At 71.5% G+C, this 23,920-nt stretch carries 25 protein-coding genes; 11 read left to right on the top strand and 14 right to left on the bottom strand.

Annotation, left to right across the window (positions count from 1 at the left end):
• Positions 1–31: 31 nt before the first annotated feature.
• Positions 32–415: a hypothetical protein gene (locus tag NQZ70_RS00945; RefSeq protein ID WP_129572528.1), complete on the bottom strand. Its 384-nt coding sequence runs from the start codon at positions 413–415 to the stop codon at positions 32–34.
• Between the two features lie 136 nt (positions 416–551).
• Between NQZ70_RS00945 and NQZ70_RS00940 the strand changes: the two genes are divergently transcribed.
• The gene (locus tag NQZ70_RS00940) at positions 552–806 is read left to right on the top strand and encodes a hypothetical protein (RefSeq protein ID WP_129572527.1); all 255 of its coding nucleotides are present in this window, start codon (positions 552–554) and stop codon (positions 804–806) included.
• Here the strand turns inward: NQZ70_RS00940 and NQZ70_RS00935 are convergent.
• On the bottom strand, positions 755–2,422 hold the full coding sequence (locus tag NQZ70_RS00935; protein WP_165373733.1) for a DEAD/DEAH box helicase: 1,668 nt from the start codon (positions 2,420–2,422) through the stop codon (positions 755–757). The two genes, NQZ70_RS00940 and NQZ70_RS00935, sit on opposite strands and share 52 nt — an antisense overlap.
• 587 nt (positions 2,423–3,009) lie before the next feature.
• Between NQZ70_RS00935 and NQZ70_RS00930 the strand changes: the two genes are divergently transcribed.
• The 5 genes from NQZ70_RS00930 to NQZ70_RS00910 all read left to right on the top strand — a co-directional run bounded on the left by NQZ70_RS00930 (position 3,010) and on the right by NQZ70_RS00910 (position 8,337).
• Entirely contained in the window at positions 3,010–3,816 is an 807-nt protein-coding gene (locus tag NQZ70_RS00930; RefSeq protein WP_129572525.1) for an ERF family protein, read from the top strand.
• A complete protein-coding gene (locus NQZ70_RS00925; RefSeq protein ID WP_165373732.1) occupies positions 3,813–5,075 on the top strand; it encodes a PD-(D/E)XK nuclease family protein in 1,263 nt (420 codons plus the stop codon). The genes NQZ70_RS00930 and NQZ70_RS00925 overlap by 4 nt, the downstream gene beginning before the upstream one ends.
• Entirely contained in the window at positions 5,072–5,614 is a 543-nt protein-coding gene (locus NQZ70_RS00920; protein WP_129572523.1) for a single-stranded DNA-binding protein, read from the top strand. Before NQZ70_RS00925 ends, NQZ70_RS00920 begins: the two co-directional genes overlap by 4 nt.
• 378 nt (positions 5,615–5,992) lie before the next feature.
• Entirely contained in the window at positions 5,993–6,541 is a 549-nt protein-coding gene (locus tag NQZ70_RS00915) for a hypothetical protein (protein ID WP_237244905.1), read from the top strand.
• Positions 6,542–6,591: 50 nt separating this feature from the next.
• Positions 6,592–8,337 (top strand): tyrosine-type recombinase/integrase, encoded by a 1,746-nt coding sequence (locus tag NQZ70_RS00910; RefSeq protein ID WP_237244904.1) that lies wholly within the window; start codon positions 6,592–6,594, stop codon positions 8,335–8,337.
• A gap of 13 nt (positions 8,338–8,350) precedes the next feature.
• On the opposite strand, the gene NQZ70_RS00905 is transcribed toward NQZ70_RS00910, so the two are convergent.
• From NQZ70_RS00905 to NQZ70_RS00890, 4 genes are read right to left on the bottom strand one after another with little or no spacing between them, the layout of a single operon-like run.
• A complete protein-coding gene (locus tag NQZ70_RS00905; RefSeq protein ID WP_237244903.1) occupies positions 8,351–8,974 on the bottom strand; it encodes a hypothetical protein in 624 nt (207 codons plus the stop codon).
• Positions 8,971–9,873: a DUF692 family multinuclear iron-containing protein gene (locus NQZ70_RS00900; protein ID WP_129572522.1), complete on the bottom strand. Its 903-nt coding sequence runs from the start codon at positions 9,871–9,873 to the stop codon at positions 8,971–8,973. The genes NQZ70_RS00905 and NQZ70_RS00900 overlap by 4 nt, the downstream gene beginning before the upstream one ends.
• Positions 9,870–10,643, bottom strand: a complete 774-nt coding sequence (locus NQZ70_RS00895) for a hypothetical protein (RefSeq protein ID WP_129572521.1) — start codon at positions 10,641–10,643, stop codon at positions 9,870–9,872. The genes NQZ70_RS00900 and NQZ70_RS00895 overlap by 4 nt, the downstream gene beginning before the upstream one ends.
• Positions 10,644–10,645: 2 nt before the next feature.
• Entirely contained in the window at positions 10,646–11,566 is a 921-nt protein-coding gene (locus NQZ70_RS00890; RefSeq protein ID WP_207217707.1) for a hypothetical protein, read from the bottom strand.
• Between the two features lie 179 nt (positions 11,567–11,745).
• Between NQZ70_RS00890 and NQZ70_RS00885 the strand changes: the two genes are divergently transcribed.
• The 4 genes from NQZ70_RS00885 (at position 11,746) to NQZ70_RS00870 (ending at position 15,706) form a co-directional block, all read left to right on the top strand.
• Positions 11,746–12,000: a YdeI/OmpD-associated family protein gene (locus NQZ70_RS00885; protein WP_129572519.1), complete on the top strand. Its 255-nt coding sequence runs from the start codon at positions 11,746–11,748 to the stop codon at positions 11,998–12,000.
• A 1-nt stretch (position 12,001) separates the two neighbouring features.
• The gene (locus tag NQZ70_RS00880; protein WP_129572518.1) at positions 12,002–12,589 is read left to right on the top strand and encodes a hypothetical protein; all 588 of its coding nucleotides are present in this window, start codon (positions 12,002–12,004) and stop codon (positions 12,587–12,589) included.
• A 61-nt stretch (positions 12,590–12,650) separates the two neighbouring features.
• On the top strand, positions 12,651–13,739 hold the full coding sequence (locus NQZ70_RS00875; protein WP_129572517.1) for a hypothetical protein: 1,089 nt from the start codon (positions 12,651–12,653) through the stop codon (positions 13,737–13,739).
• Between the two features lie 80 nt (positions 13,740–13,819).
• Positions 13,820–15,706: a hypothetical protein gene (locus NQZ70_RS00870; RefSeq protein WP_129572516.1), complete on the top strand. Its 1,887-nt coding sequence runs from the start codon at positions 13,820–13,822 to the stop codon at positions 15,704–15,706.
• 45 nt (positions 15,707–15,751) lie between these two features.
• On the opposite strand, the gene NQZ70_RS00865 is transcribed toward NQZ70_RS00870, so the two are convergent.
• The 6 genes from NQZ70_RS00865 to NQZ70_RS00840 all read right to left on the bottom strand — a co-directional run bounded on the left by NQZ70_RS00865 (position 15,752) and on the right by NQZ70_RS00840 (position 21,680).
• The gene (locus NQZ70_RS00865; protein WP_129572515.1) at positions 15,752–16,156 is read right to left on the bottom strand and encodes a hypothetical protein; all 405 of its coding nucleotides are present in this window, start codon (positions 16,154–16,156) and stop codon (positions 15,752–15,754) included.
• Between the two features lie 263 nt (positions 16,157–16,419).
• Positions 16,420–16,818 (bottom strand): hypothetical protein, encoded by a 399-nt coding sequence (locus tag NQZ70_RS00860; protein ID WP_129572514.1) that lies wholly within the window; start codon positions 16,816–16,818, stop codon positions 16,420–16,422.
• Between the two features lie 126 nt (positions 16,819–16,944).
• Positions 16,945–17,961 (bottom strand): zinc-binding alcohol dehydrogenase family protein, encoded by a 1,017-nt coding sequence (locus NQZ70_RS00855; protein WP_129572513.1) that lies wholly within the window; start codon positions 17,959–17,961, stop codon positions 16,945–16,947.
• 168 nt (positions 17,962–18,129) lie between these two features.
• Positions 18,130–19,266, bottom strand: a complete 1,137-nt coding sequence (locus NQZ70_RS00850) for a PLP-dependent aspartate aminotransferase family protein (protein ID WP_129572512.1) — start codon at positions 19,264–19,266, stop codon at positions 18,130–18,132.
• Positions 19,267–19,365: 99 nt separating this feature from the next.
• A complete protein-coding gene (locus NQZ70_RS00845; protein WP_129572511.1) occupies positions 19,366–20,469 on the bottom strand; it encodes a metallophosphoesterase in 1,104 nt (367 codons plus the stop codon).
• Positions 20,466–21,680, bottom strand: coding sequence for a hypothetical protein (locus NQZ70_RS00840; RefSeq protein WP_129572510.1), 1,215 nt, complete (start codon positions 21,678–21,680; stop codon positions 20,466–20,468). Before NQZ70_RS00840 ends, NQZ70_RS00845 begins: the two co-directional genes overlap by 4 nt.
• Before the next feature lie 132 nt (positions 21,681–21,812).
• Between NQZ70_RS00840 and NQZ70_RS00835 the strand changes: the two genes are divergently transcribed.
• On the top strand, positions 21,813–21,941 hold the full coding sequence (locus tag NQZ70_RS00835; protein WP_257792760.1) for a hypothetical protein: 129 nt from the start codon (positions 21,813–21,815) through the stop codon (positions 21,939–21,941).
• 89 nt (positions 21,942–22,030) lie between these two features.
• Here the strand turns inward: NQZ70_RS00835 and NQZ70_RS00830 are convergent, their stop codons facing one another.
• Positions 22,031–22,735 carry an HAD family phosphatase gene (locus tag NQZ70_RS00830; protein ID WP_207217706.1) on the bottom strand — a complete coding sequence of 235 codons (705 nt, stop codon included), beginning with the start codon at positions 22,733–22,735 and terminating at the stop codon, positions 22,031–22,033.
• On the bottom strand, positions 22,701–23,867 hold the full coding sequence (locus NQZ70_RS00825; protein WP_129572509.1) for an MFS transporter: 1,167 nt from the start codon (positions 23,865–23,867) through the stop codon (positions 22,701–22,703). Before NQZ70_RS00825 ends, NQZ70_RS00830 begins: the two co-directional genes overlap by 35 nt.
• Positions 23,868–23,920 lie beyond the last annotated feature (53 nt).

Below are 23,920 nucleotides of genomic sequence, written 5' to 3'. Positions count from 1 at the left end.
CCGCACAGCGGGCAGGCGATGGCGATCCGGCTCATGGTCGCTGCCTTCGCGCCGCGATCGCTGCGTCGACCAGCTCCACGGCGCACTCGACGGCGGCCTCGAGATCGTCCTCGCGCTCCGGTCCGTGGACGAGGACGTAGACCGCGCCGGCCCGAGCGAGCGCCGCCGCGCGCCGTTGCTGCGCCGCCGAAGGGCGCCCGCGTGCCGCCTTGGCCTCGACCTCCAGATGCAGACCATCCGGGGCGACGTAGCCCACGAGATCGCCCGTCCCAGCGGCCGCGCCGCGCATGACCCGGCGACCACGCGGCCCATCGATGACCGCGGTGCCCGAGTTCATCCGGCGCACGCGCGTCAGGCGCTCGGGGGCGTTGAGCGCGATCTCCAGGGCGCGCTGAAAGATGCCCTCAGGGATCATCTCCCCTCCCGGCCCGCAACACCTTCTGTCGCGCGAGCGCGCACAGATCGCACATGCCGCCGAATGTGAAGCGGCAAAGCCGTTTCCCCGTCGTCGGGCTCGTCATGCCACAAAGCACGCAGCACCCCTTGAGATCATGCCCTATCTGATCGCCGCACACGTCGCAGCAGTGGGGCTTCCGGACCCATCGGATCCGGTCTCCCTGGACCAGCTCGATGCGCGTTGCGATCTCGAAGCGGAGCTGGTCGAGCAGGTCGGCTCGACCGGCTGGCCCCTTCACATGAAGGCCGTCGCCGTCGCGCTCGAAGGCCACACCGGCAGCGATGAACTCAAGCCCAGTCACAGCTCCCAGGTCTCCAGAGGGCCGTGCGCCGGAAGCAGCGACGAGTGAGCAACGTGCACGTCCGCGACAACGGGCTGCCGGCGCCTCGCCGTGCGCCGTTCCTCGCTACGTGCCTTCTCCTCCGGCGTGAGCTTCGGAATCTTTGAGCCTTTCGGAGCGCGGTCGAGACCGGTCGTCCTCCGCCATTGGTAGAGGATCCAGCCGTGCTCACGCAGTGGCTCTCCGTTTGCGTCACGCTCCCTGTTCTCGACGCGCCACTTCTCCACCAGAGCGCTCCATTCCTTCAGGCGCTTGATCTCCGCGTGCGTGAGCTCTGCCAGCGCACGCCCATTCACCGCGCCGCCGGCGACGAGCAGCTCGAGCTCGCCGTTCTTCTCCTTGGGCGTCTCCTTGCCCAGCTCGGCAGCAGGCCATGTGTATCCGCAACCGGGGCACGTGCGCTGCGCGCTCGGCACGAGCGCGTAGCACGTCGGACATTCCTTCCGCGGCGGTAGCGTGACGGTGGTCTTGTCGCGCTTCCTGCGGCCCTCGAGCGTGTACTCGCGCGGCTCTTGGGGTGCCCCGAACTCCGTCACGCAGCCCGCGTGATCGAGCAGCACGAAGGGCGGCGAGCCGGGGTGAGGGCGCGCGCCGCGTCCGGCCTGCTGGAGGTAGAGCCCTTCCGATAGCGTCGGGCGCGCAAGGATGATCGTCTTGACCTGGGGCACGTCCGTGCCCTCGGTGAACACGTTGCAGTTGCAGAGGACTCGGACCCGACCGTCCCGGAGCGCCGCGGTTGCGTCGTCGCGCTCGCTGGTCTCCGTGTTGCCGTCAACGTGCCGCGCGGCGATGCCGGCCTCGATGAACCGCGCGGCGAGCGTGCGGGAGTGCTCCACGTTGACCGCGAAGCAGAACGCCGGCGCGTCGTTCCCCCGGCGCACGTAGTGGTCCACGATGTCGCCGATCAGCTCCGATCTGTTGACGGCGCGCGCGAGCTCGTCGGCGTTGTAGTCGCCCCTCGTGCGCTTCACGCCCTTCAGGTTCGCCTTGAGCTTGGAGCCCCAGCACGAGGGGGCCACGAGGAAGCCTTGCTCGACGAGCTCCGCGAACGTCGCAGCAACGATGAGGTCGTCGTATGCATCCCCGAGCCCCTTTCCGTCGGCGCGAAACGGCGTCGCCGTTAGCCCGAGATGCCAGGCCGCTGGGTAGGCCCGCTGCACGTCGACGTAGCTCTTCGCGAGCGCGCGGTGGGCCTCGTCCACGATGATCACCTCGGCCTCGGGGCGCGCGTGGTTCCGGAAGGTGTCGATCGAGGCGACCTTGACAGGCGCCTGCGGGCGCCGTCGCGCCCACAGACGCCACAGCGCATCGTCGGAGAGCGCCTCCGGCCTCGGCGCGATGCTGTCGACGCAGCGCCCTTCGACGCCTGCCATCACGATGCCGACGAGCTCGGGCGGGATCCCGAGGCGCACGAGCTTTGCGAACGTCTGCTTGATGAGCTCGCGGCGGTGGGCGAAGAAGATTACCCGCCGCCCCATCTTCAACAGGCGCAGGATCAACGCGGCCGAGATGAGGGTCTTTCCCCCGCCGGTCGGAAGCACGAGCAGCACGCGCAGCACAGCGCGTAGCCATCGCCCGAAAACATCGTCAATCGCCTTCGTCTGGTAGGGCCGCAGCGTGATCACAGCCGCCCCCGTGCCCGCTCGATACGTTCGAAGTCGTCGAACGTGAGCGGCTCGGTCGATGACTCCGGGATCCCTCGCTTGGCTCGGTACCGAGCGCGAGCTTGCTCCTTCTTCTGTTCGCAAGGCGGGCAGCGATACGTTGCCTTCCAGCGGGCGCCGCAGTCGGCGCACTGGCCGTTGTGGCGCCGCTGTGCGCGGAGCTCTTGTCGTTTCATCGCGTCTCCTGAGCCGCCCTGATGGCGGCGAAGAAGTTCATCGACAGCTCGATGGAACCCTCGCGGCGGCGCCGGTCGACGTCGCGCCGGCGCTCATGCCGCGGGCCGAGAGCGGCTGTTCGTCGGGAAGTTGATAACGTTCAGCGTCGAGGCGCACAACTTTCGAAAACTGGCGCACACGACGAGAGCACGAGAAGAGAGCCCGTAAAATGGCCGGTGTCTTTCTCTTCGCGCTCGTAATCCTCGGTCAATGAAGTTCCTAGGTGGCCGGGCCGTCACGGTCGATCGATTGACCGACCCTGCGCAAAGAACTAAACCGCACCAAGCTCGTGAGGGCGCGCGGCTCTGCGCCCCGAGAAAGGAGAAGGACGGATGGAATCCAACGAGGCTTGGCCGCCGAAGCTCGCCGCCGCGCTGGTGTCGGCACGACGTGACGTGCGCGCCCTACCCAAGGATGGGACCAACGACCATCACAAGTACGACTACACGAGAGCAGAGACCATCATCGACGAGGGGCGACTGGTCTTGAACCGTGCGGGCCTGGTCTTCTCCCAAACGGCAGCGACCCTGGACGCAACAGCGGGTACCGATGGGAGGCAGGTGCCGATCTACCGGTGCACGTACGTGCTCTGCCACGAGAGCGGCGAGTCGAGGTCGTGGGTGCGCGAGTGGCCGATCGTGGAAGCCAAGGGGAGGCCGCTCGACAAGGCGGGCGGCGGCGCGCTGACGACGGCGTACTCGTACGCGATCCGCGATCTGCTCGGCCTGCCTCGCGATGACGAGCTCGCCGCGATGGATCGGCGCGACGACCGCGACCACGATCCCGACCGTACCGCGGACCGCGACGATGGCGATGCGAAGCGCTCCGACTCACGCGAGCCCTCACGGGCACAGGAGCAACACGAGAGCGACGACCCGTACAGCGACATTCTCGAGGCGATTCGGGGTGGCGCCCGCGGGGCCGAGCTCGAACGTCAGATCGCCGCAGCGCAGCTTCCCGAGGACAGCCGCAGGTCGCTCCGTTTCGTGCTGCGCGCCTACGAGGCAAGAGACACCTCCGAATTCGGCCGTGTTGGCGCGGACATCCGGGCCAGCGACATACCACGGCCCTGGATCGAGCAGACCCTCGCGGTCATCCGCCCGGCCTGGGATGCTCTTCAACGGAAGGCAGCGGCGTGAGGCGGCACCGCATCACGGCCAGCCGGATCGCGCTCGCGCGGCGCTGCTCCTGGTGGGCGCGCCCCGATGTAGACCTGCCCGAAGGCGAGTCTAGCCCCGCGACCGACCTCGGCACGGCGCTGCACGCCCTGGCGGAGCAGGAGAGCGCGGCGGCTGCGGGCGATGACGACCTCGACGAGGCAGCCGTCGAGGGGCGTTTCCGCCAGCTCGTCTGCGGCGAAGCGGAGGAGCAGGCCGGCGCCGGCCTCGCGCCGACGGAGCGGGCCGCGCTGGGCGAACTCGCCGCGGCATGGCGCGCCTGGTGGGGAGCCTGGCCGCACAGCGGCGCGCCGGCGGAGCGCGAGCGCGCCCTCGCGCTCGATGTGGCAACCGGCGCGGCCCGGCCCCTCGTCGGTGCCGCTCACCGCGACTACGCGGACGCCACGCCGGACGAGGTACCAGGAACCCTGGACCTCCAGGTCGACGCCCTGGAGCAACCGATCGTCGTCGACTACAAGACGGGCCGGGGCCCTCACGAAGTCGACGACCACGTCGACCAGCTCACGCACGGCGCGGCGTGCGTTGCGCGCATCACGGGCGCGCAGCGGGTCATCGTGGCGATCGCCTGGGTGACCCCCGAAGGCGTCCGCTGGTCGGAGCGCAAGCTCGACGCCTTCGACGTCGCGGTCTTCGTCGAGGAGCTGCGCCGCATGATCGCAGGCCTCCCGAAGGCACGGCCGCGCCCGGGGCTCCACTGCGACGCCCTCTACTGCCCGGCGCGCTCCGTCTGCCCGGCCACGCGGGCACTGCTCCTCGAGGCGCAGGTGCCGCTCGAGGCGCGCCGGCGCCTGCCCCTGGTCGGGCCCGTGAAGACTGAGGAGCAGGCGTTCGCGATCCTGGTTGCTGCGCCGCTCCTGCAGTCGTGGATCGGGGAGCGGATCAAGGCGGCGAAGACCTTCGCGGACGAGCACGACGGAGTGCGAGATCCGGGTTCGGGCAAGGTCTACAAGGGTCGCCCGCAGAAACGCGAGACGCCGCGACTCGACGTGCAGGGCGCGTTCGAGGCGCTGCGCGGCGTGCTTCCGCCTGAGGTCGTCCACGCGGCGGTCAAGACGACCAGCAAGACGAGCTTCGACGCGCTCGGGAAGGCGCTGCGCGCGGCGAAGGTCCAGGGCGCCAAGGACCTGGAGCAGCAGGTGCGCGAGGCGCTCCGAAGAGCGGGAGCGCTGAAGGTGACCGAGTTCAAACAGTACGAGTGGAAGAAGGAGAGCGCCACATGAGCGACGGGATGAACAAGGTGTTCCTGCTGGGCAACCTGGGAGAGGACTCGGAGCTTCGCTTTACCCAGGGTGGACAGGCCGTGCTGAACTTTCGGATGGCGACTACGGAATCGTGGGCCGACAAGGACGGCGAGCGCAAGGAGCGCACGGAATGGCATAGCGTCGTGGTCTGGGGAAAGCGCGCGGAGGCGCTTGAAAGATACCTTCTCAAGGGCTCCAAGGTGCTCGTCGAGGGAAAGCTCCGCACCTCCAGCTACGAGGACAAGGAAGGGGTCCAGCGGTACAAGACCGAGATCCACGCCGACGAGCTCAAGCTGTGCGGCGGGCCCCGCGTCGAGCGGCGCGACAATGAGGGGGCTGATAGGCGCCCGCGTGACGATCGCGATGGCGGCGGCAAGGCCAGGGGGCGCGACGGCCACGAGGGCCGCCGCGAGCGGGACGTCGACCGTCGACGGGACGACCGCGACCGCGGCCGAGGGAGGGGCGACGACGGCCGAGAGCGCTCCGTGGGGCGGCCGGTTGATGACCTTCCCTACTAAGGTGGCCACGCGTCTTCCCCGGGCGCCGCGGACGCACCACGACGAGATCCTGCTGCTCGTGGTGGGGCTCGGCGCGGGCGTGCGGAGGACGCCTAGCACACGCCGCGCCGACCGCGGCGCCGCCCTCGGCGTCGCTGCCGCGGGCGGCGCCGAGGGGGCGCTCAGAGATACAAAATCGCCCCCTTCGCTCCCCGCGTTTTCAGCCCTTCTGCAGCGCCTCCCAGAACACCTAACCCCGCGACACGACATCGGTTTGCCTCACGAGCGTACAAAGGTATCTCGTGCAGAGATACCTTTGTCTCCGAGATACCTTTTCGGGCCCCTTCCGGCGGCGTCGGTCACGGTTGCTCGCAAACCCAACATTGACGGAGGTACGGCATGGCACGAGCGGATCTCGCCCGTGTATCGGCGCCCCTTGTTCTTCGTAAGGCAGAAAACATCACGCGCGCGGTCGAGAGGAAGTTGCCGGAGGCGCCCGCCGCTGGATCGTCTAGCCCCAGGGGGCTCGACCAGTCCGCGACTGCGACAGCAACGGCGACGCTCGCGATCCCGCTGGACGGGCTCACGATCACTGCGCCGCCTCCGGAGATGCTCTCGCAGAAGAACGTCGAGGCGGTCACCGGCATCCCGGCGCGCATCTTCCTCGACACGATCCGCGCGCCAGGCTTCCCCCTGCCGGTCACGAAGCTCGGCAAGCTGCGCTTGGTCGAGCGTGAGGCGTTCGTTGCCTACTTGCGGACCCTGGCCGGTGAGCCGGAGTTACGCCGTAACGCCGAGGCGGATGAGCGCACGCGGGTTGCGGCAGTGCTGGCCGCTGCCGGCCTTGAATCTGTCCCGCGTGCACGTACCGACCCCGCGAGCGCTCATGCCGAAAGCTCGAGCCGTGGTAGGCTGCCGCCGAAGCAGAGCGGGCCCGCTCGGCGCTAGCAACGCCGGGCGAGCCCTTGATCGACCCCCGCGCGAACGGAGACCGATCCATGACCGACGTACCCCAGCGGCGGGCGCGCGCCAAGCGCTCGCCGGCCCTCCCTTCGTCGTCCCTTCCCGCATCCACATCGACCGACCGGCGTACGCGAGCGAGCCGCTCCGGCGGGCGTCCCTCCCTGCCGGCGGAACCTGCCGCGCCCGACGCGGGTCTGCCGGGCTCGGCCAGCTCGACGGAGCGCCCGAAGCCGGCCGCCCGCGCAGGCGGCAGGTCCGCAGGAGAGAAGCGCGCCAATGGCTCCGGCTCCGTCCGGCTGCGCGGCAAGACGTGGACTGCACGCCTCAGCCTCGGCGAGGCCGGTCGCCCTACGTTCACCCTGCCGACGTGCCGCACAGAGCAAGAAGCCAACGCGCGGCTGCAGGTGCTGTCCGAGCTTGCGGGGCGACTACTCGCCGCCGGGCAGATCGTGCTCGGCGTGCCGCTGCTGGAGCAGGCTGCCGCGCGCGAGGGAAACGCCCTCCGGGACGTCCGGCTCGCCATCGAGCAGCTCTGCAGGGGCGAAGCACGTGCCCGCGCGTCCGGGGAAACCACCTTCGCAGAGTTCGCCGAGTTAGTCGTTTCTGGAGGGCTCGCCGAACAGTACCCGCTGCATGTGAAACCGCTTCGACATCCGGAACAATACCGGCATAAACTGAATCATGTTCTGGGAGTGCTCGGCCCGGTCCCTCTCGCTCGTTTGACACTCGATCACGCGGACCGCGCGATCTCCATGCTGCCGGGGCATCTTGAAGCTTCTTCGCGTCAAGGCATCGCAAAGGTCATTCACCGCATACTTGCGCTCGCGACCTATCCGGCGCGTATCATCGCCAACAATCCATTGCCACGCGGTTGGATCCCCAAGGCGGACGACAATAAGGCCAAGAGCTCCCTCTACCCCGACGAGGATAGACGCCTCATGGCGGCGACGGAGATCCCGTTGTGCTATCGGATTTACTATGGCTTTCTGATCCGTGAGGGAATGCGGGCAGACGAGGCTGGCAGGCTGGAGCCGTCCGACCTCGATCTCGAGCGGGGCGCTGTCGTGCTCGATGAGAACAAGACGGATGATCCACGCGCTTGGGCGCTCTCACCCGACGTTGTGCGCGCGCTTCGGGCCTACTTCGCTATGTGTCCACCGAAGCAGCGTGTCTTCAGTGGGCCGAGCGGCCCTCTGCCGGGGCGCAGCGGAGCGCACAATTTCCGAAACCACTTGCGCCGTGCCGGCATCAATCGGCCGGAGCTGTTCGAGACCACGCATTCGAGGCTGAACATACGGCTGCACGACACCCGTGCTACATTCATCACGATCAAGCTCGCGAACGGCCGCACCGAGACGTGGATCTCCGATCGGACCGGGCACAAGTCGAGCCGTCAAATCCACCACTACAAGCGCGCTGCGCGCAAGGTCGCTGAGCTCGGCTTGGGGGACTTCGCTCCTCTGGATGAGGCGATCCCCGAGCTGGCCGGCAAGGCCACCTCTGCAGGGGGAGGAGCTCCCGTGTCTGTGGAAGTTGAGGCGTGCTCGCCGAGCGAGGACGTGTACCTCGTCTCCGCGCCGCCCGCCCAGGCGCCGGACGCGATCGATGACGCCGCCGGCTCGTCCGCCGCGGGCGACGCGGCGGCTACAGGCGGCTCGTTGGGCCCGCGTTGGGCCAAGGCCGAGCCCCGCGCGGCGGAAAATCAGACGGAACTTGTTGGATTTGCTGAGCTTTCGCCTGGACCCTTCTCGCTGCCGGAGAAATCCTGGCGGGATTCCTGACCCGCGGCGCTAGCTAGACCGGCTCACCGAGCTCGCCATCGGGGGCGCTCGCAGGGTCAGCGTCGGCTGGCTCCGCCGCGCCAGCGGGCGCCGCGGCGCCCGCGAGCGCCTGGACGACGGCATTCAAGGCGAGCTGCATCTGCCCGGGGTCGACCTGCTCGGCGGATTGCGCCTCGAGCCAGCGGCGGAACAGGCGGGCCTCGCCCGGAGGGAAGAAGGCCGTGGGCGGCACCTCGGCGTGGTAGCGCCGGAACGCGGCGCTGAACTCCGCAGCGTCGCGGTCGAACCACGCCTCGGCCTCGGGCGATCCACGCAGGAGCCGCTCGAAGCGGAGCCGCGCCACGAGCAGCGCCGACATCCGCACGCCGTCCTCGTCCGCGCCGATCAGCGCCCGCCGGAGCGCGGGCGGGAGCGCCGGATCTCGCGCCGCGGCGCGCAGCGCGGCCACGGGATCCTCGGCGGTCATCGCGCGGGCCACGAGCTCCTCGTAGCGCGCGTGCGCCTGCGCCCCGGTCCGCCGCGCCGGCGCGCGCTCCCCTGCCCTCCCGCCGGCCGCGCGCCCCGCCGCGCTGCCGCGGGCCGCGCTGCCGTGACCCGCGCGCTCCCCTGCCCTCCCGCCGGCCGCGCGCCCCGTCACCTGCGCCTCCCGCGCCCGCCGAGCACGCGCCGCGCGCGGCGCAGCTCCTCCCGCACGGCGGCCGCGTCGGCCGCGCCCTGCACCGTGCCCTCCATGCGCTCCAGCGTCACCCCGCGCAGGTTCGGACACCGCGGCGCGACCTCTTCCAGGAGGCGCCACACCGGCTCCGGCACGGCATCGTCGTGGCCGTCGAGCCGCATCACCCGGCCGGAAGGCAGCCAGCCCGGATCGCTCGGGCCGCCGCCGGACAGGTGAATCTCGATCACCCGCGCAAGCTCGATCCGGGCCACGTACTCCGCCGGATCGAAGCCGAAGTTCTGCGCCATGGTGTAGACGTTGTGCAGATCGAGCAGCAGGTGCGTCCGCGGCGCCCTCAGGATGCGCCCGAGGAAGCGCGGCTCATCCAGCGGATCGCCGAGCACGAAGTAGCTGACGCTGTTCTCGACGCCGACGTCCTCCACGACGGCCTGCATCTCCCGGAGCGCGCGGCGGGCGACGGCCGCGCTGTGCGCGCTCATCGGCAGCGGGAGCGGCAGCCCGGCCGAGAGCCCGGCCGGCGCGCTGACCCCGAGATGATCGGTGTACCAGCGGAAGCGGAAGATCGCGTGATCGCGCCGGAGGGCCGCGCGCCAGCGGGCGCGCCGCCCCGTGTCCGCGGCCGAAGCGCCGCCGATCGAGAAGCCCACGCCGTGCGCGACGAACGGCCGATCCGACCGGCGCGCGAGCTCGGCGAAGCGGCGGTGAAAGCCGTTCTCCTGGAGATCGGCCTCGGCGGCGTCCGGCGCGCGCCAGAGCGTCTCGGGCGCCACCTCGTAGTAGTCGGCGTCGCGCAGGATCACCTCGCCGAGCAGATCGAGGAACGCCGCGTCGGGCTGGAGCGTGAGGCCGACCGGGATCAACGCGGGGATGCCCCTCGCCGCTCGACCGCGAAGAAGTAGAGGAAACGCCTGGACTTGGAGGGCACATGCCCCATGCCGCAGGCCATGAGCCCGGTCTCGTCGACCCCCTCGACCTCGGTCCCGCATCCGCTGGCGACCGCCCAGTGCGCGCCCGCCGGCGGCGCCTTCACGAGCCGCGCCCGCACGCTCGCGGCCCGGGTCTCGAGGTTCTCCGCGCCGGCGCCGAGGCCCTTGCGGAGCAGCGCCCCGAGCGCGCCGATCCGCCGCGCCGCCGTCGTGTCGTCGCGCTTCAGCAGCTCCTCCCGGTTCCCGGTCATGAGGCGCATCCCGTCGTAGCTCGGGAGCGCGACGTCGAGCTGCGTCGCGGCGACGGGCACCTTGTCGGTCCTGACCACCACGAGGAGCGGCTCCCCGTCGCCGGCGCTCGGCACGAGCTTCTTCAGATCGGCCATGGTCGCGCAGACGACCTCGACGCCGGCGAGCGGGGCGAGATCCCTGTCCGCGCCGAAGTTGAGCAGCTCGCCGAACGCGTGGCCGCGCTCCCACTTGGCACCGTCGTCGGCAGGGATGACGAAGACGAGCAGCGCTCGTTTCGACTGCCGGGCGCGGCGGAACGCGGCCGAGACCTGGACCAGCGACCCCGCGGCGGCCGCCGGCTTGCCCGTCTCGTCGCACGCGGCGCCGTCGCCGAACGCCTCGCGGAGGAACGCGGGCCACGCGGTGGCCGCGAGCCCCGCTGCAGTCGCTCCCAGCAAATGCCTGCGCTTCATGGTCACTCCTCGCCGGCGCCCGCGCCGGCACGCTCGATCAACTCGCTCTCAGGCTCGGCGCGCCGCGAGGGCTCGGGCGCGAGCGGCGCGAACTCCGCCAGGTCCGGGTGGAGCAGCCGCTCCCGATCCCGGCCCAGCACGATCGGCGCCGCCCCGGGGGACCGCAGCATCACGCGATCGCCCGCGGCCGAGTACGCGCCGGTCGCGATCACCGCGCCGGTGCAGCGGTCCTCGATCGTGAAGCCGCCGGAGGCGTCCAAGAGGAGCGTCCGCAGCCCCGCGGCGTAGAGGCCGACCAGCTCCGCCTCCGCGCTGCCAGGCTCCTGCGTCCCGGCCGCGCGGCCGGCGGCGGCCGCGGCCGGCGCGGCGAGCGCGTCGAGGGCATCCTGCGAGGCCGAGGGCGTGAACGCCGCGCGATCGCGCCGCGTGTCGGGCAGGGCCTCGATCACGCCCGCGGGCGGCTCGAGGAAGGAGCCGCGCTCGAGCAGGTCCGGCGCGGCGAGCGTCCACAGGCCGTCGCGCCGCGCGGTGATCTCCCCGTCGACGAGGGCCGCGAGCGCCGCCGCGGCCGCTTCGCTGGCGCGCACGGTCAGGCGGTCGTCGCGCGCCTCCTCGCCCACCGCGAGCCAGCGGACCTCGCCGCCTCCGCCGCGCACGTGCGCGAGCATGCCCCCGCGCAGCTCGAGCACCTCCGCGCCCCCCGGGCCGCGCAGCAGGGCCGGCTCCGCGGCGTCGAGGGCGACCGGCAGGACCGGCGCGCCGCGCCAGCCGTCGCTCTCCACGGTCCAGCGAGCGCGCGCCGCGGGATCGAGCAGCACGTACGCGGTGCCGTCCGGGGCATCGATCGGCCGGGCGCACCCGGCGGAGAGCGGCGCCGGGCCAAGAAGGGACAACACGAGGAAGAGACCTCGACGTCGGGGCATCGGGCGGAACCTCCGGCGAGCTGAGACGCGCCACGGCAGCGAAAGTTCCATCGCGCTTATGGACATCATCGTCGGATCGAACACGCGCGCGGCGGCGCGGACGCCGGGCCGCCGGCGGCGCTGCTGGACCGGGCCGGCCTCTTCACCTCGACGCGGGGCACCGGTATAACGAGGAGGCCATGAGCGCCGATTCGTCAGGCCTGAAGCGGCCCAGGTACCCGATGCCGGATTCCATCAAGAACGCGCTGGACGAGCGTGGCTTGATGGAGGCTTACAAGCAGCGCCCTGCCTACCAGCAGAACGACTATATCGGGTGGATCAACCAGGCCAAGCGCCAGGAGACCAAGGAAAAGCGGCTTCTCCAGATGCTGGATGAGCTCCAAGCGGGCGGCGTTTACATGAACATGAAGCACCCAGCCTCGGAAAAGGGGTGAGATGCTGGCCTACGTGTTCTGGCACTGGAAGCAGCCACAGACCGCCGCGAAGGACTACGAGCGCCGGCAGCGCGCCTTTCATGCGGCGCTCGCCGCGGCGCCGTCGCCAGGTTTTCTCCGGTCGTTCAGCGTCGGGCTCTCCGGGGCTCCCTGGGCGGCCGGCGGCGGCGACGCCTACGAGGACTGGTACCTCGTGCAAGATTTCGGTGCGCTCGGCGCATTGAACGAGGCCGCGGTCTCGGCCAGCCGCTCGGCGCCGCACGACGCCGCCGCCGCCGTGGCCAGCGGCGGGGCCGGGGGGCTGTACCGCCTGCGGGGCGGAGCGGCGCTGCGCGCGCCCGGCTACGCCCACTGGTTCGGCAAGCCCGACGGCATGTCCTACGGTGAGCTCTTCGCCCAGCTCGCGCCGGTCCTGGACCAGTCGGGCGCCGGCCTGTGGATGCGCCAGATGGTGCTCGGGCCTGGCCGGGAGCTCTGCGTGCACGCGAGGGCCCCCGTGTCCCTGCCCGCTCCGTTCGATGCGCTCGTCGTCCCGCTCCGGCCGGCGTGGCCGGCGCTCGACGACGGGGACACGGAGCCGGCGCGCTGAGGCGCGCCTCGCAGGAAGGCGCCGGCCGGACGGCGCCCACGTTCCGTGTACAATGCGCGCAATGAACCGCTTCCTCATACTCAGCATGTTGCCCCTGGCCGTCGCGTGTGCCCCCGAGCCTCGGGAATTCACGCCGGATAGCTCCTCTGCCACGAGCGCGGGGACCTCCGGCGGGGGAGGGAGCGGCGGGGTCGACCTGCCCGGCTGCGACGAGGGCGAGGTCTCCTGCTCCGGTCTCTGCGTGGACTTGCGCTCCGATCCGGAGCACTGCGGCGCTTGCGACCATTACTGCCTCGGAGAGGCGTGCGCGCAGGGGCGCTGCGAGCCGCTCCTCCTGGCGTCGGGCGGGACCGAGCCGGTGGACATCGCGGTCGACGACACAAACGCTTACTGGGCCGATGCCGTCACTCGCCAGATGATGATGGTGCCGGCCGGCGGCGGCAATGCCTCCGTCTTCATCGAGGGAGATCCCCCCTTCTCCCCCCGGAGCGTCGCGCTCCACGACGGTATGGTGTATTTCACCGACTCCGGCACCGAGCTCGTCATGAAGGCGTCGATCGAGGGCGATTTCGAGATCCTCGCCGATGGGCAGACGTATCCCATGGACATCGCGGCCGACGCCGCGAACGTCTACTGGACGAGCGCCGACCAGGGCACCGTCATGAAGGTGCCGGTCCAGGGCGGCGACGCCGTCGCGCTCGCGACAGCGCAAGAGTCGCCCCTCGGCATCGCGGTGGACGCGACCCACGTCTACTGGGTGAACGAAGGGGGCACCGTGATGAAGGTGCCGATCGAGGGCGGCGACGTCGTCACGCTGGCAGAAGGGCAGACGAAGCCCAAGGACATCGCCGTGGACGCCGCCTTCGTCTACTGGACCAACGACGGAGGCACCGTCATGAAGGCCACGCTCGATGGCGGCGGCCCCTTCACGCTCGCGGAGGGGCAGCGCAACCCGCGGAAGCTCGCGATCGACGCCGAGAGCGTCTACTGGACGAACGATGATGGGACCGTGAAGAAGGTGCCTGTCGGAGGCGGCGACATCACGACGCTCGCGACAGGGCAAGATCATCCGCTCGGCATCGCGGTGGACGCCACGAGCGTCTACTGGACGAACAGCGCCGCCGGCACGGTGATGAAGCTCCCGAAATGAGCCCCGCGGGCCGTCAGGAGCCTGCTTTTGCCGAGGCCGCTTGCCACGCGGGCCGTTCGGGCGCGACGATCCGGCTCTCCATGAAACGCGCCGCCCTCCTGCTGCCGATCGCCCTCCTGGCCGCGTGCGCCGGCGCTCCGGCCCCCCAGCGCGGCCCCGTCGCGACGTTGCCTCCGGCGCCGCCCCCGGCGCGCGCCGCGCCCGCCGTTGCTGCGGCGCAGCCCGCGACCGCGCCGGAGGGGCTCTCCTCCGTGCTGCGGATCGCCGACCCGCAGCGGACCTGGAACCACCTCACGCGGTTTCTGGCGAGCACGCCGCTCGGCCCGCTCCTGTGGAGCGCGCGCTCGATGAGGCCCGAGATGCTGCTCGAGCAGGCGCTGGGTCCGGCGCTCGCCGGGGTGCTCGATCTGGGCAGGCCGATCGACGTCGCCTGGTTCGGCATCACGGAGGCGGAGTCGCGCGTCGTGGTCTCCCTGCCGGTCGCGGAGCAGGAGGTGCCCCGGCTGCACGAGCGCTTCGTGCTCAAGGAGCACCGGGGCATGCTGCGCGTCGAGCGCGCGCGCGACGCCGACCCCGACGAGGAGACGCCGCCCCGGATCTGCGCCTTCGAGCCAGGCGCGCGCCGGGGCAGCGCGCGCCTGCTCTGCGCCGAGGACGCGAAGGACATCGACGCGGTCGCGCCTTACCTCGTGGAGGTCGTGGGCCCGCAGCCGATCGACGCCGACGCGCGGATCGAGGTCCTGGAGTGGGCGATCCGCGAGCTGATGAAGAGCGAGGACGGCGCCGGCGGCGACGGCAACACCGGGGCGCTGGGGCGGGAGCTCGGCGACGCGTTCATGCGCGAGCTCGAGAGCATGAGCATGGACCTCCGGTGGGGCCACGCGGAGGTCGACGTCGGCGTCAGCCTGCGCTTCGCGAGCCGGCGCTCGCCGTTCACGCTGGCCTTCGCGCCGGCCGTGGCGCCGGACGCCGCGCCCCCGCCGGCCTTCCTGCGCCTGCCGAGCGACACGGCCGTCGCCTTCTACACCCAGGGCGCGTCGCGCGCGGAGCTCGCCCCGCTGCGCGAGGCCCTCTTCCGGGCGCTGCGCGACGACTGGGTGGACGACGGCTACGACGCGGCGGTGCTCGACCGGCTGCTCCAGCGCCTCGACGCGCTGGCGCTCACGGGCGGCTCCTTGGTGATGGGCGCGGGCGGGGATCGCGCGGCGGCGGAGCGGGCGATCGCGGCGTACCAGAGCGGCAAGGGCGCGGCGCGCTCGCAGAAGGCCGCGCGCCGCGCGCTGCAGCCCTGGATCCTGATCGCGGTCGAAGAGCCGGCCCAGACCTGGATCCCGGGGATGAAGGAGCTGCTCCTGCTCGGCGAGGAGCTGGACAGGCTCAAGGCGAGCGCGAAGGCAGCGGGCGGCGCGGAGGGCCGCGCGAGCAAGGACGAGGACAAGGAGCGCACCACCTCCGTGATCGTCCGAGCGCCCGCCACGCTGCCCGCGGGGACGCTGCACGTCGAGCTGCGCTCGACGCCGCTCACGAAGGACGCCCCGCCCGCGCGCGCCCCGCACACGACCCACCTTTACGTCGTGCCCGCCGGCCAGCGGACGTGGTTCGGGATCGGCGATGACGACGCCGCCGTGGTGGCCCGGCTGCGCGCCGCGACCGACACGGGGCGCGACGAACGCACGCTCGGCGCGGCGCCGGGCCTCGAGGCGCTGCGACAGCCCGGGACGCTGGCCGGCGGGCTGTTCTCGCTGGCGGGCCTCACCTTGCTGGGGGCGACCGGCGACACGAAGGAGGCGCTGGACGAAGCCGCCAAGGATCTCGCCGGGCTCGCGACGCTGCCGGCGCGCGGCGAGGTCGCGATCCCGGTCGCGGTCACCTCCGAGGTGCTCGGCTCCGGCGCGGCCCGCGTCACCGCCCGCGTGCGGCTGCCCGTGGCGGCGATCCAGGACGTGATCGCGCTCGGCTCGCGCTGACGCCGAGCCACCTCCGGCGAAGCCCGGGCAGCGCTCGACGCAGGCTCACCTCGAGATGTCGATCGTGGGCGTCTGGTCTGTCGTCCAGGTCGTCTCGCTCGGGAAATAGGCCGTGTCGTCGTTGCCATTCCTGGTCGTGTGGATCTGGTACCGGCGATTCGCTCCGCAGTTGAAGAGCGCCCCGTAAACGATCGATTTCGTCTGACCGGCGCCGACCACCTCGGACGAGTTCTTCGCGAGCTTGTCCCACGTGCCGCCGGACACCTTCACCTTGCTCTCGTCCCAGTTGACCGTGAACGCCTGGCTGCCGGAGTTGTGCACGCGCACCGTGATCTGGCACCCGGCCACGGCGTCGTTCGGCACGCCCACGGCGACCGCGGCGCCGATGGGCACCACGGCGGCGGCGGCGATCGAGATCCGGCGGACGAGCACACGTCGATCGAGCTTCATAGCGAGTCCTCCTCGGGTTATGCGGCCTTCGATTCACCGCGACGGCGCGCTCTCGCAGGCACGCTCAGCAACCGGCAGGCCAGGCGAGAGATCGCGCCGATCCCCGGAGATCGAGCCCGCTCGCGGCCGCGCGCCTCCTGCCTCGGAGGCGCCGAGACGCCCGCGCTCCGCGCGGTCGGCTCGCCGATGCGCCCGCTCCGCGGATCTCTGCGCGGTGACACACTGTCACAGGGGTGTCCGGTGACACCCTGTGACAGGAGACGCTACGCCCGCTTCGGCGGGATCGGGTACATCGCGGCGAGGTCGTCGTTCCGCCGGAACCCGAGCGCCTCCCGGTGCACGCGCAGCTCCCAGAGCGCCTGCGCGGCCACCTCCCGCTGCCGGTTGTAGGCCGCGATCATCGCCGCCCGCTCCCGCGCATCGGCGCCCTGGCCGCGGGCGAGCGCATCGAGCGCCTTACCGTGCAGCTCGAGCTCGAGCAACGCGACGTTGATCTTGTCCTCGGATCGCCCGAGCGCCGAGGCCATCTCCCTGAGGATCTCGCCGGCGAGATCCGACGGGGCGGCCGCGGGCAGGCGCTGCCGGAGGCGGTCGAGGTACGGGCTCTTGTGCCCCTGGTCCTTGAGCTGATCGACGAGCTTCTTCCACGCGGGCTCGGACATGCTCCTTCAGCGTAGCAGCGCCCCGGGATCGCACCGCCTCGCCGCGGGCGCGCGGCGTCGCCGGGGCCGGCCGAGCTTGCCCGGCCCGCGCCCTCGGCCGCGCGCGCGGCCCGGCGCGCCGCGCGGTCAGCCCCACCCCTCCAGCACGATCTTCCCCACGGTCTGCCCCGACTCCAGGCGCGCGTGCGCGGCGCGCAGGTTCGCCGCGTCGATCCGGCCGAGGTGCTCGCGGCGCGTCGAGCGGAGGCGCTTCGCGTCCACCCACGCCGCCACGCGCGTGAGGATCTCCCGCTGCGCGACCATATCCGGGGTCCCGTGGAGCGACCGCGTGAACATCAGCTCCCACGAGAAGCTCGCGCTCTTCGACATGAGCTTGCCGAGGTCGACCGGCCCCGACGTCTCGACGATGCCCACGATGCGCCCGAGCGGCGCCACGACGTCGGCCATCGTGTCCCACCACGCCTCGGTGCTCTGCGTGTTGAAGATCAGCTCCACGCTCGGCATGCCCGCGGCCTCGAGCTGCGGGCGGAGCGGCGCGCGGTGGTCGACGAGGACGTCGGCGCCGAGGAGCGCCGCCCACGCCCGGCTCTCCTCGCGCGACGCGGTGGCGACGACGCGCAGCCCGGCGGCCTTCGCGAGCTGCACCACCATCGAGCCCACGCCGCCGGCGCCGCCGATGACGAGCACCGTACGCCCGGCGTCGCGGCCGTCGGGCTCGACGCCGAGGCGCTCGAACAGCCCCTCCCACGCGGTCAGCGCGGTGAGCGGCAGCGCCGCCGCGTCGGCGAACCCGAGCGTCCGCGGCATCGGCCCGGCGATGCGCTCGTCGACGAGGTGCACCTCGGCGTTGCTGCCGGGCCGCGCGATGCTCCCCGCGTAGTACACGCGGTCCCCCGGGCGGAAGGCGGTGACCTCCGCGCCGACCGCCTCGACGACGCCGGCGGCGTCCCAGCCGAGCACGCGCGGCGCGTCCTCGACCCGGGGCTTCGGCGAGCGGACCTTCACGTCGACCGGGTTCACGGCGACCGCGCGCACCCGCACGCGCAGGTCGCGCGGCCCCGGCTCCGGCTCCGGAAGCTCGACGTCGAGCAGGCTCTCGGGGTGATCGATCGGGAGGTAACGGTGGAGTCCTACGGCGCGCATGGCGTTCTCCTCTCCGGGGCCGGCAGAAGGCCCCGTCGCGCGTCGAAAGGTGCACCCGGCGTCCGCAGCGCACAATCGGCCCGCGAAGACGAAGATCTGTGAATGCGGTTCATCAATGACGCCGACGCGACGGCCGAGCTCACCCCGTCGCCAGGCCGTCCGCGGCCGTCAGCGCGCCCGGAGCGCCTCGTCGAGATCGGTCCAGAGATCGTCGAGCGACTCGAGGCCGATCGAGAGCCGGAGCAGGTTCGGGGGCGCCAGCGTCCGCGGGCCCTCCACGGTCGCCCGGTGCTCGATCAGGCTCTCGACGCCGCCGAGGGAGGTCGCGCGGAGAAAGACCTTCGCGCGGCCGGCGACGCGGAGCGCGTCCTCGGCGCCGCCGCGCACGAGGATGGAGAGCATCGACCCGAAGCCGCCCTGCATCTGCCGCGCTGCCGCCGCGTGACCAGGGTGGGACTCGAGCCCTGGGTACAGCACCCGCTCGACGCCGGCGTGGGCCGCGAGGCGGCGGGCGAGCGCGTGGGCGGTGGCGCTCGCCCGGCCGACGCGCACGAAGAGCGTCCGCATGCCCCGGAGGAGGAGCCACGCCTCGAACGGGCCGGGGACCGCGCCCTGCACGTGGCGGAGGTGGCGGACGCGCTGCCACGCCTCGTCGTCGCGCGCGGCCACGAGCGCGCCCGCGAGGACGTCGCTGTGGCCGTTGAGCGCCTTGGTGGCGGCGTGCATCACGAGGTCGGCGCCGAGGGCGAGCGGCTGCGTGTGGACGGGCGTGGCGACGGTCGAGTCGACGGCGAGCAGCGCGCCGCGCGCGCGGGCGATGTCGGCCGCGGCCGCGATGTCGACGACGTCCCAGGTGGGGTTCGCGGGCGTCTCGATCCAGACGAGGGACGTCGGGCCGCGCTGCACGGCACCGCGGAGCGCGTCGAGGTCGGTCGCGTCGACGAGCTCGAGATCGACGTTCCACGTCGCGCACCACTCGGTCATCCAGAGGCGGAGGCCGTGGTACATCGCGCGCGAGGCGACGAGGCGCGCGCCCGGCCGCACGAGCGCCTGCACGGCCGTGGTCGCGGCGGCCATGCCCGACGCGAACAGGCGCGCGTCGGCGCCGCGCTCGAGGGCGGCGAGCAGCTCCTCGGGCGCGCGGTACGTCGGGTTGTCGTCGCGCGTGTACTCGTGGGCGGCGGGCAGGCGATAGCCCTCGTCGCGCGCGTACGTCGTGCTCGCGTGGAGCGGCGGCACGACCGCGCCGGTCGTGTCGTCGATGAAGTGGCGCGCCTGCGCGGCGAGCGTCTCGGGAGAGGCCATGGGCCGGAGGATAGCGCGGCGGCCGGCGCTCGCGCCCGCCCCGGTCGATGGCCTCGTGGCTCATCGCCGCGGCGGCGAGGGACTGCGAGGAGATTCGACTCAATCCACGCGGACGACGGCGACCTGCGCGATCGTGCCCGGGGGCTCGACGTCGACCGTGACGAAGTGTCGCCCGATGCCGTCGAGCCGCTCGGGGATCGCGCCGCCGCCGCCCGAGATGTACGCCGGGATCCCCGCGTTCTCGAACGCATAGAACGAGTGGATGTGGCCGTAGAACGTGAGATCCACGCGCCCGTCCGCGAGCATCGTGAGCAGCTTGTTCGCCTCGGCGCGGCTCGCGAACGCGCCGTTGCGCGAGCCCACGGGGTCGAGGGGCGCGAGGTGCATCGTGACCACGTGCAAGCGCTCCCGCCCCTCGGCGAGCCAGCCGTCGAGCCACCCGTACGCGAGCGGATCGATCGTCGCGCTCGCCGAGTCGAGCATCGTGAACTGCACGCCCCGGAACGCGAAGCTGAAGTTCCCCCGGCCGAACCACTCGTGATACAGGTCGTCCCGCGTGCCGAGCTCGTGGTTGCCGAGCGTCGCATAGCACGGGAAACGGAGCGTCTTCATCTCGCGCTGGAACCGCTCGAGCTGCTCGGTCGAGCCGCGCGAGGTGAGATCGCCGCTGATGAGCGCGAAGCGGACGCCCTCCGCCTCGTTCATCTTCGCGTAGATGTCCTGAACGCTGTCGATCTTCTCCTGGACATCGGCGAACACCGCGAACCGCCACGGCTCGAGCCGCGCCTCGTCCGGCGGGCGCAGCGAGAGCGCCGCCTCGGCGCCGGGCGGCAGGGAGAGGCGGAAGGTGCGCTGGGTCGGGAACGGCGCCTCGACGAGCTCCACCGGCACGCGCTCGTCGCCGACGCGGGCCGAGAGCTCGGCGTCGGCGAGCATGTTCTCGATCGTGATCGTCCACGGCCCGCCCGCCTCGTCGGTGAGGCGGATCGAGAGCGCGGGCGCGCTCGCCCAGAGCGAGAGCGCGCCGGGCTCGAGGCGGCGGACCGCCGCGAGCCCCTCGTCCACGGCGACGCGCGCCTGGCCCCGGGAGGCCTTCCCCACCTCCAGGTCGCGGCGCGCGCGGCCCTCGGCGACGTCGAGGCAAGACAGGGTGAGCGGCGCGGTGAGGGCGAGCAGCGCGAGGAGAGCGAGTCTCGGGATCATGGCGAGCCTCCAGGGCGGAAGAGCAGCGACAGGCGCCCGACGTACGCGGAGCCGGCCTCCACGTCGGCGAGCAGGCCCCAGCGCGGCGAGGCGTAGAGCCGGCCCTCGAGGCCGAGGTGGCCCGGGACGCCGCTGCCGAGGCCGGGGATCTTCGCGCCGCCGGCATACCCGTCGTGCCGGTGGTCGTAAACCACCTTGGCCTCGCCGCGCGGATATCCGGCGTGCCCGAGGTACATGCCGAAGGCGAAGTGGGGAATCAAGAGCTCGTTCCCCTCGAACGGGCGTCGGCCGTAGCGGTAGCCCTCGACCGCGATCCCCCACCCCATCTCCGCGAACGAGCCCCGCAGCGTGCGCCCGATGTGGGCGAGATCGAGCCGGCCCTGGAGGGTGACCTCGCCGGTGGTGATCGAGAAGTCGTCGGAGGTGAAGCGATGATGGGTGATCGCGCCCTCGAGCTCGAGGAACGAGCCGTCGGCCGCGCGCGGGCTGTCCGGCGTGCGGGGGCCGAGGAAGCGGTATGCGGCCTCGGCGCGGAGGCGCGCGTTGTCGTCGTTCAGGGAAAACCAGCCTGAGCCCGAGAGGCGGAGCGAGCTCAGGCGCAGATCCATGCCCGGCACGAGGAACGTGCGGTAGGCGAACGTGGGGTCGTACACGTAGGCCATGCCGAGCTGCGTCTCGACCCAGGGCAGCGACCGAGGAGGGCTGCCGGTGCCGCCCTCCGGGGCGAGCACGCCATAGAGGTCCGCGAGGAGGGAGATCCCGAACAGGCCTGCGCCCGTCACGGTGGTGAGCACGATGGGGGCGATGACGCGCCGCGAGGCGCCGGAGACCGCGGCGCCCGCGAGGCCGCCCACGGCGAGCCCGGCGCCCGCGCCCTCGATCCCCAGGAGGATCCAGCCCGTGCGCGCCTCGCCCAGGAGGAAGTGCCCGGTGCCGTGCGCGACGACCCCGGGGACCACCGCGCCGGCCGCGGCGAGGGCGCGCCGCCCGGTGGAGACGCCCTCCTTTGGCGGCGCGGCGGACGCAGGCGCTGCGCTCGATGCGGCGGACGCAGGCGCTGCGCTCGATGCGGCGGACGCAGGCGCTGCGCTCGGCGCGGGCATGGCCGGGGAGCCCGGCGCGCCCTTGCCCTCCCCGGCCTGGGCCGGCGCGGCGACGAGGAGGAGCAGCAGGGCGAGGAGGTGGCCTGTCGTACGCGGGGTCCTCAGCATCGAGCTCTGCGCGGCGGACACCTACCGTGACACGGTCTCGCGGGCTTTGCACGCGTCGAGCGACCGTCTTGCTGGTGCTGGGCCTCGCCGGGCTCCCGCGCGAGCGCGACCTGCGCGGCGCGGCTGCTCCTGGTGAAGGGAAAGCTCGAGCAGGGAGAGGTGATTCACGTGTTCGCGCTCGAGCTCGAGCTGGAGCGGTTCAGCCTGCCAGCGGACGAGGAGCTGCCGGTGCCAGGTCCTTGCGGATCGCCTTGCCCTTGAACGTCAGTCCATCGGGCACCCGGAGGACGGTGCTCAGTGACACCAGCCCGCCCGCGGCGCTATCGCGGCGGGCATTCCTTTCCGGCTCCTCACGGCCGCGCGCTTTTCACCACGACCAGGGCAGCAGGCTCGTGTAGTTCGACATAATGGCTTGGCACGTCGGCCAACTGCGGTATGAGGCCGCGGAAGTCTTGATAGATCGCGCTGGCGCCGTGCCGCAGCAGGGTCGGATCGCCGCCGATGCCGACGCACAGGGCGCCGCTCTGGACCGCCGCCTTAACCCCGCTCTCGGAATCCTCGAACACCAGACATTCTACGATCGGTACCTCCAGCCGCCTGGCCGCCAGCAAGTAGCTGTCCGGGTGCGGCTTACCGAGCGCCACGTCGTCACGGCTGATCACGGTGGCAAAGGCGCTCCTCAGATCGTGCTGTCGTAATACGTAGCCGATCCGTGCCGGCCAGCTGCTCGTCACCAGCGCGAGCGGCACCCGGGCATGGCGCAAGGCGTCCAGCAGCTCGGCGACGCCCGGCACCAGAGCACAAGGGGCGGTTTCCTCCTCCGCGTCGACACGTTGCTTGATCGCCTGGCGCTCGGCCTCGGAGACCCTGCCAAACAGCGCGTCTAGCGTGTAACTGCCCGGTCGCCCGTGGATGTGCGCCTGTATGCAGGCCTCGGTCAGGGTAATGCCGTAAGCGCGCGCCACGCTGGTCCAAGCGCGTTCGATCACCTGACGAGATTGGATCAACACGCCGTCCATGTCAAAAAGGACGGCGGAGAACTGCGCGCGCGTCATCCTTTGCTCCTGTTCGCTGGTTGGCCAAATAGGCTGTGACGGTGCCGCCGAGAGCGATCAGCGCCATACATAGATAGGCCCGGCTCGGGCTGATGTCGAACAGCCAGCCGGCGAGCGGGGTTACGATGCCCATTGGCAACGCCACTGCTAGAGAGTAGTAGAGTCCTTGAATTAGCGTGCGCACGCCCTCGGGAGAGTGGTCGCGAAGATAGCGCATCAGCGCAGAGTGATAAGCGGCAAAGCTGGCGGCGTGAAGCAGCTGACCCGCCAGGATTGACACCAGTCCGCCGCCCAGCGCGGCGAGCAGCCAGCGTAGCACGGCGCACAGCCCGGACAGCACGATCACTTGCAGCGGGGCGATGCTCCGCATCACCCGCGCCGACAGGGCGAAATAGCTAATTTCGGCTATCACTGCCACTGCCCAGAACGCGCCGATCAGCGGAGGGGAGTAGCCAGCGGCGCTCCACATATTGGATGCTGTCGAGAAGTACAGGCAGTGACTGAGCTGGATCAGGCCTGCGGCGGCCAAGGCTAGCAGCAGCGGCGCGTTGCGCAGCTGCCGCCAGTCAGGGGCTGGCCGCTTGGCGACCGGACACACCGACCCACTCACGCGGCGTTGTGCGGCTACGCTGAAACAGGTCTTCGCGGTCAGCAGCATGCAGGCCGCCACCAGGCCGGGCACCAGGCCTTGGCCAAAGCGCTCGAGCAAGCTGCCTGCACCGATGCTCGCCAGCACGAATGCCATCGAGCCCGCGGCGCGGATAAGGCCGTAGTCGTGAAGCGCCTGCTTGTCGAGCTCCAGTAAATATGATTCACCCAGCGGCAGCACCGCTGTCCACAGTCCCCCGTAAAGGATGGTGAGCAGCAGATATAGGCCGACATGGTGCGGCAGATAAAATAGCAGCATGCACAGCGTCGCCAGCAGCGCCGCTGCCGCCGCGAGGCGCATCTGGCCAAAGCGCCAGTCGGCGAGGTAGGCGAGCGAGAAGCCGACCAGGACCTGCGGCCAGTAGGCGGCGGCGATGAACAGACCGATATCGCTGTTGCGATAACCGAGCGACCTGAGCCATGTCGGCCAGAAAGGATAGAGAATGCCTTCTGCCGCGAAGTAGTACAGGTAGATTCGGTACATCGGGTGGGGTCGATGGCGGGCGGACGGATGGCGGTGGCACCCGCCCGCGCCGC

The organism is Sorangium sp. So ce836, from assembly GCF_028553905.1.
Classification (GTDB): Bacteria; Myxococcota_A; Polyangia; order Polyangiales; family Polyangiaceae; genus Sorangium; species Sorangium cellulosum_D.
This window is presented reverse-complemented; position numbering and strand designations above follow the sequence as displayed.

Excerpts from the sequence above, each read along its gene's own strand:
- NQZ70_RS00945 (WP_129572528.1), bottom strand. The coding sequence starts at position 415 with ATGATCCCTGAGGGCATCTTTCAGCGCGCCCTGGAGATCGCGCTCAAC.
- NQZ70_RS00940 (WP_129572527.1), top strand. The coding sequence starts at position 552 with ATGCCCTATCTGATCGCCGCACACGTCGCAGCAGTGGGGCTTCCGGAC.
- NQZ70_RS00930 (WP_129572525.1), top strand. The coding sequence starts at position 3,010 with ATGGAATCCAACGAGGCTTGGCCGCCGAAGCTCGCCGCCGCGCTGGTG.
- NQZ70_RS00920 (WP_129572523.1), top strand. The coding sequence starts at position 5,072 with ATGAGCGACGGGATGAACAAGGTGTTCCTGCTGGGCAACCTGGGAGAG.
- NQZ70_RS00915 (WP_237244905.1), top strand. The coding sequence starts at position 5,993 with ATGGCACGAGCGGATCTCGCCCGTGTATCGGCGCCCCTTGTTCTTCGT.
- NQZ70_RS00910 (WP_237244904.1), top strand. The coding sequence starts at position 6,592 with ATGACCGACGTACCCCAGCGGCGGGCGCGCGCCAAGCGCTCGCCGGCC.
- NQZ70_RS00895 (WP_129572521.1), bottom strand. The coding sequence starts at position 10,643 with ATGAAGCGCAGGCATTTGCTGGGAGCGACTGCAGCGGGGCTCGCGGCC.
- NQZ70_RS00890 (WP_207217707.1), bottom strand. The coding sequence starts at position 11,566 with ATGCCCCGACGTCGAGGTCTCTTCCTCGTGTTGTCCCTTCTTGGCCCG.
- NQZ70_RS00885 (WP_129572519.1), top strand. The coding sequence starts at position 11,746 with ATGAGCGCCGATTCGTCAGGCCTGAAGCGGCCCAGGTACCCGATGCCG.
- NQZ70_RS00880 (WP_129572518.1), top strand. The coding sequence starts at position 12,002 with ATGCTGGCCTACGTGTTCTGGCACTGGAAGCAGCCACAGACCGCCGCG.
- NQZ70_RS00875 (WP_129572517.1), top strand. The coding sequence starts at position 12,651 with ATGAACCGCTTCCTCATACTCAGCATGTTGCCCCTGGCCGTCGCGTGT.
- NQZ70_RS00870 (WP_129572516.1), top strand. The coding sequence starts at position 13,820 with ATGAAACGCGCCGCCCTCCTGCTGCCGATCGCCCTCCTGGCCGCGTGC.
- NQZ70_RS00865 (WP_129572515.1), bottom strand. The coding sequence starts at position 16,156 with ATGAAGCTCGATCGACGTGTGCTCGTCCGCCGGATCTCGATCGCCGCC.
- NQZ70_RS00860 (WP_129572514.1), bottom strand. The coding sequence starts at position 16,818 with ATGTCCGAGCCCGCGTGGAAGAAGCTCGTCGATCAGCTCAAGGACCAG.
- NQZ70_RS00855 (WP_129572513.1), bottom strand. The coding sequence starts at position 17,961 with ATGCGCGCCGTAGGACTCCACCGTTACCTCCCGATCGATCACCCCGAG.
- NQZ70_RS00850 (WP_129572512.1), bottom strand. The coding sequence starts at position 19,266 with ATGGCCTCTCCCGAGACGCTCGCCGCGCAGGCGCGCCACTTCATCGAC.
- NQZ70_RS00845 (WP_129572511.1), bottom strand. The coding sequence starts at position 20,469 with ATGATCCCGAGACTCGCTCTCCTCGCGCTGCTCGCCCTCACCGCGCCG.
- NQZ70_RS00840 (WP_129572510.1), bottom strand. The coding sequence starts at position 21,680 with ATGCTGAGGACCCCGCGTACGACAGGCCACCTCCTCGCCCTGCTGCTC.
- NQZ70_RS00830 (WP_207217706.1), bottom strand. The coding sequence starts at position 22,735 with ATGACGCGCGCGCAGTTCTCCGCCGTCCTTTTTGACATGGACGGCGTG.
- NQZ70_RS00825 (WP_129572509.1), bottom strand. The coding sequence starts at position 23,867 with ATGTACCGAATCTACCTGTACTACTTCGCGGCAGAAGGCATTCTCTAT.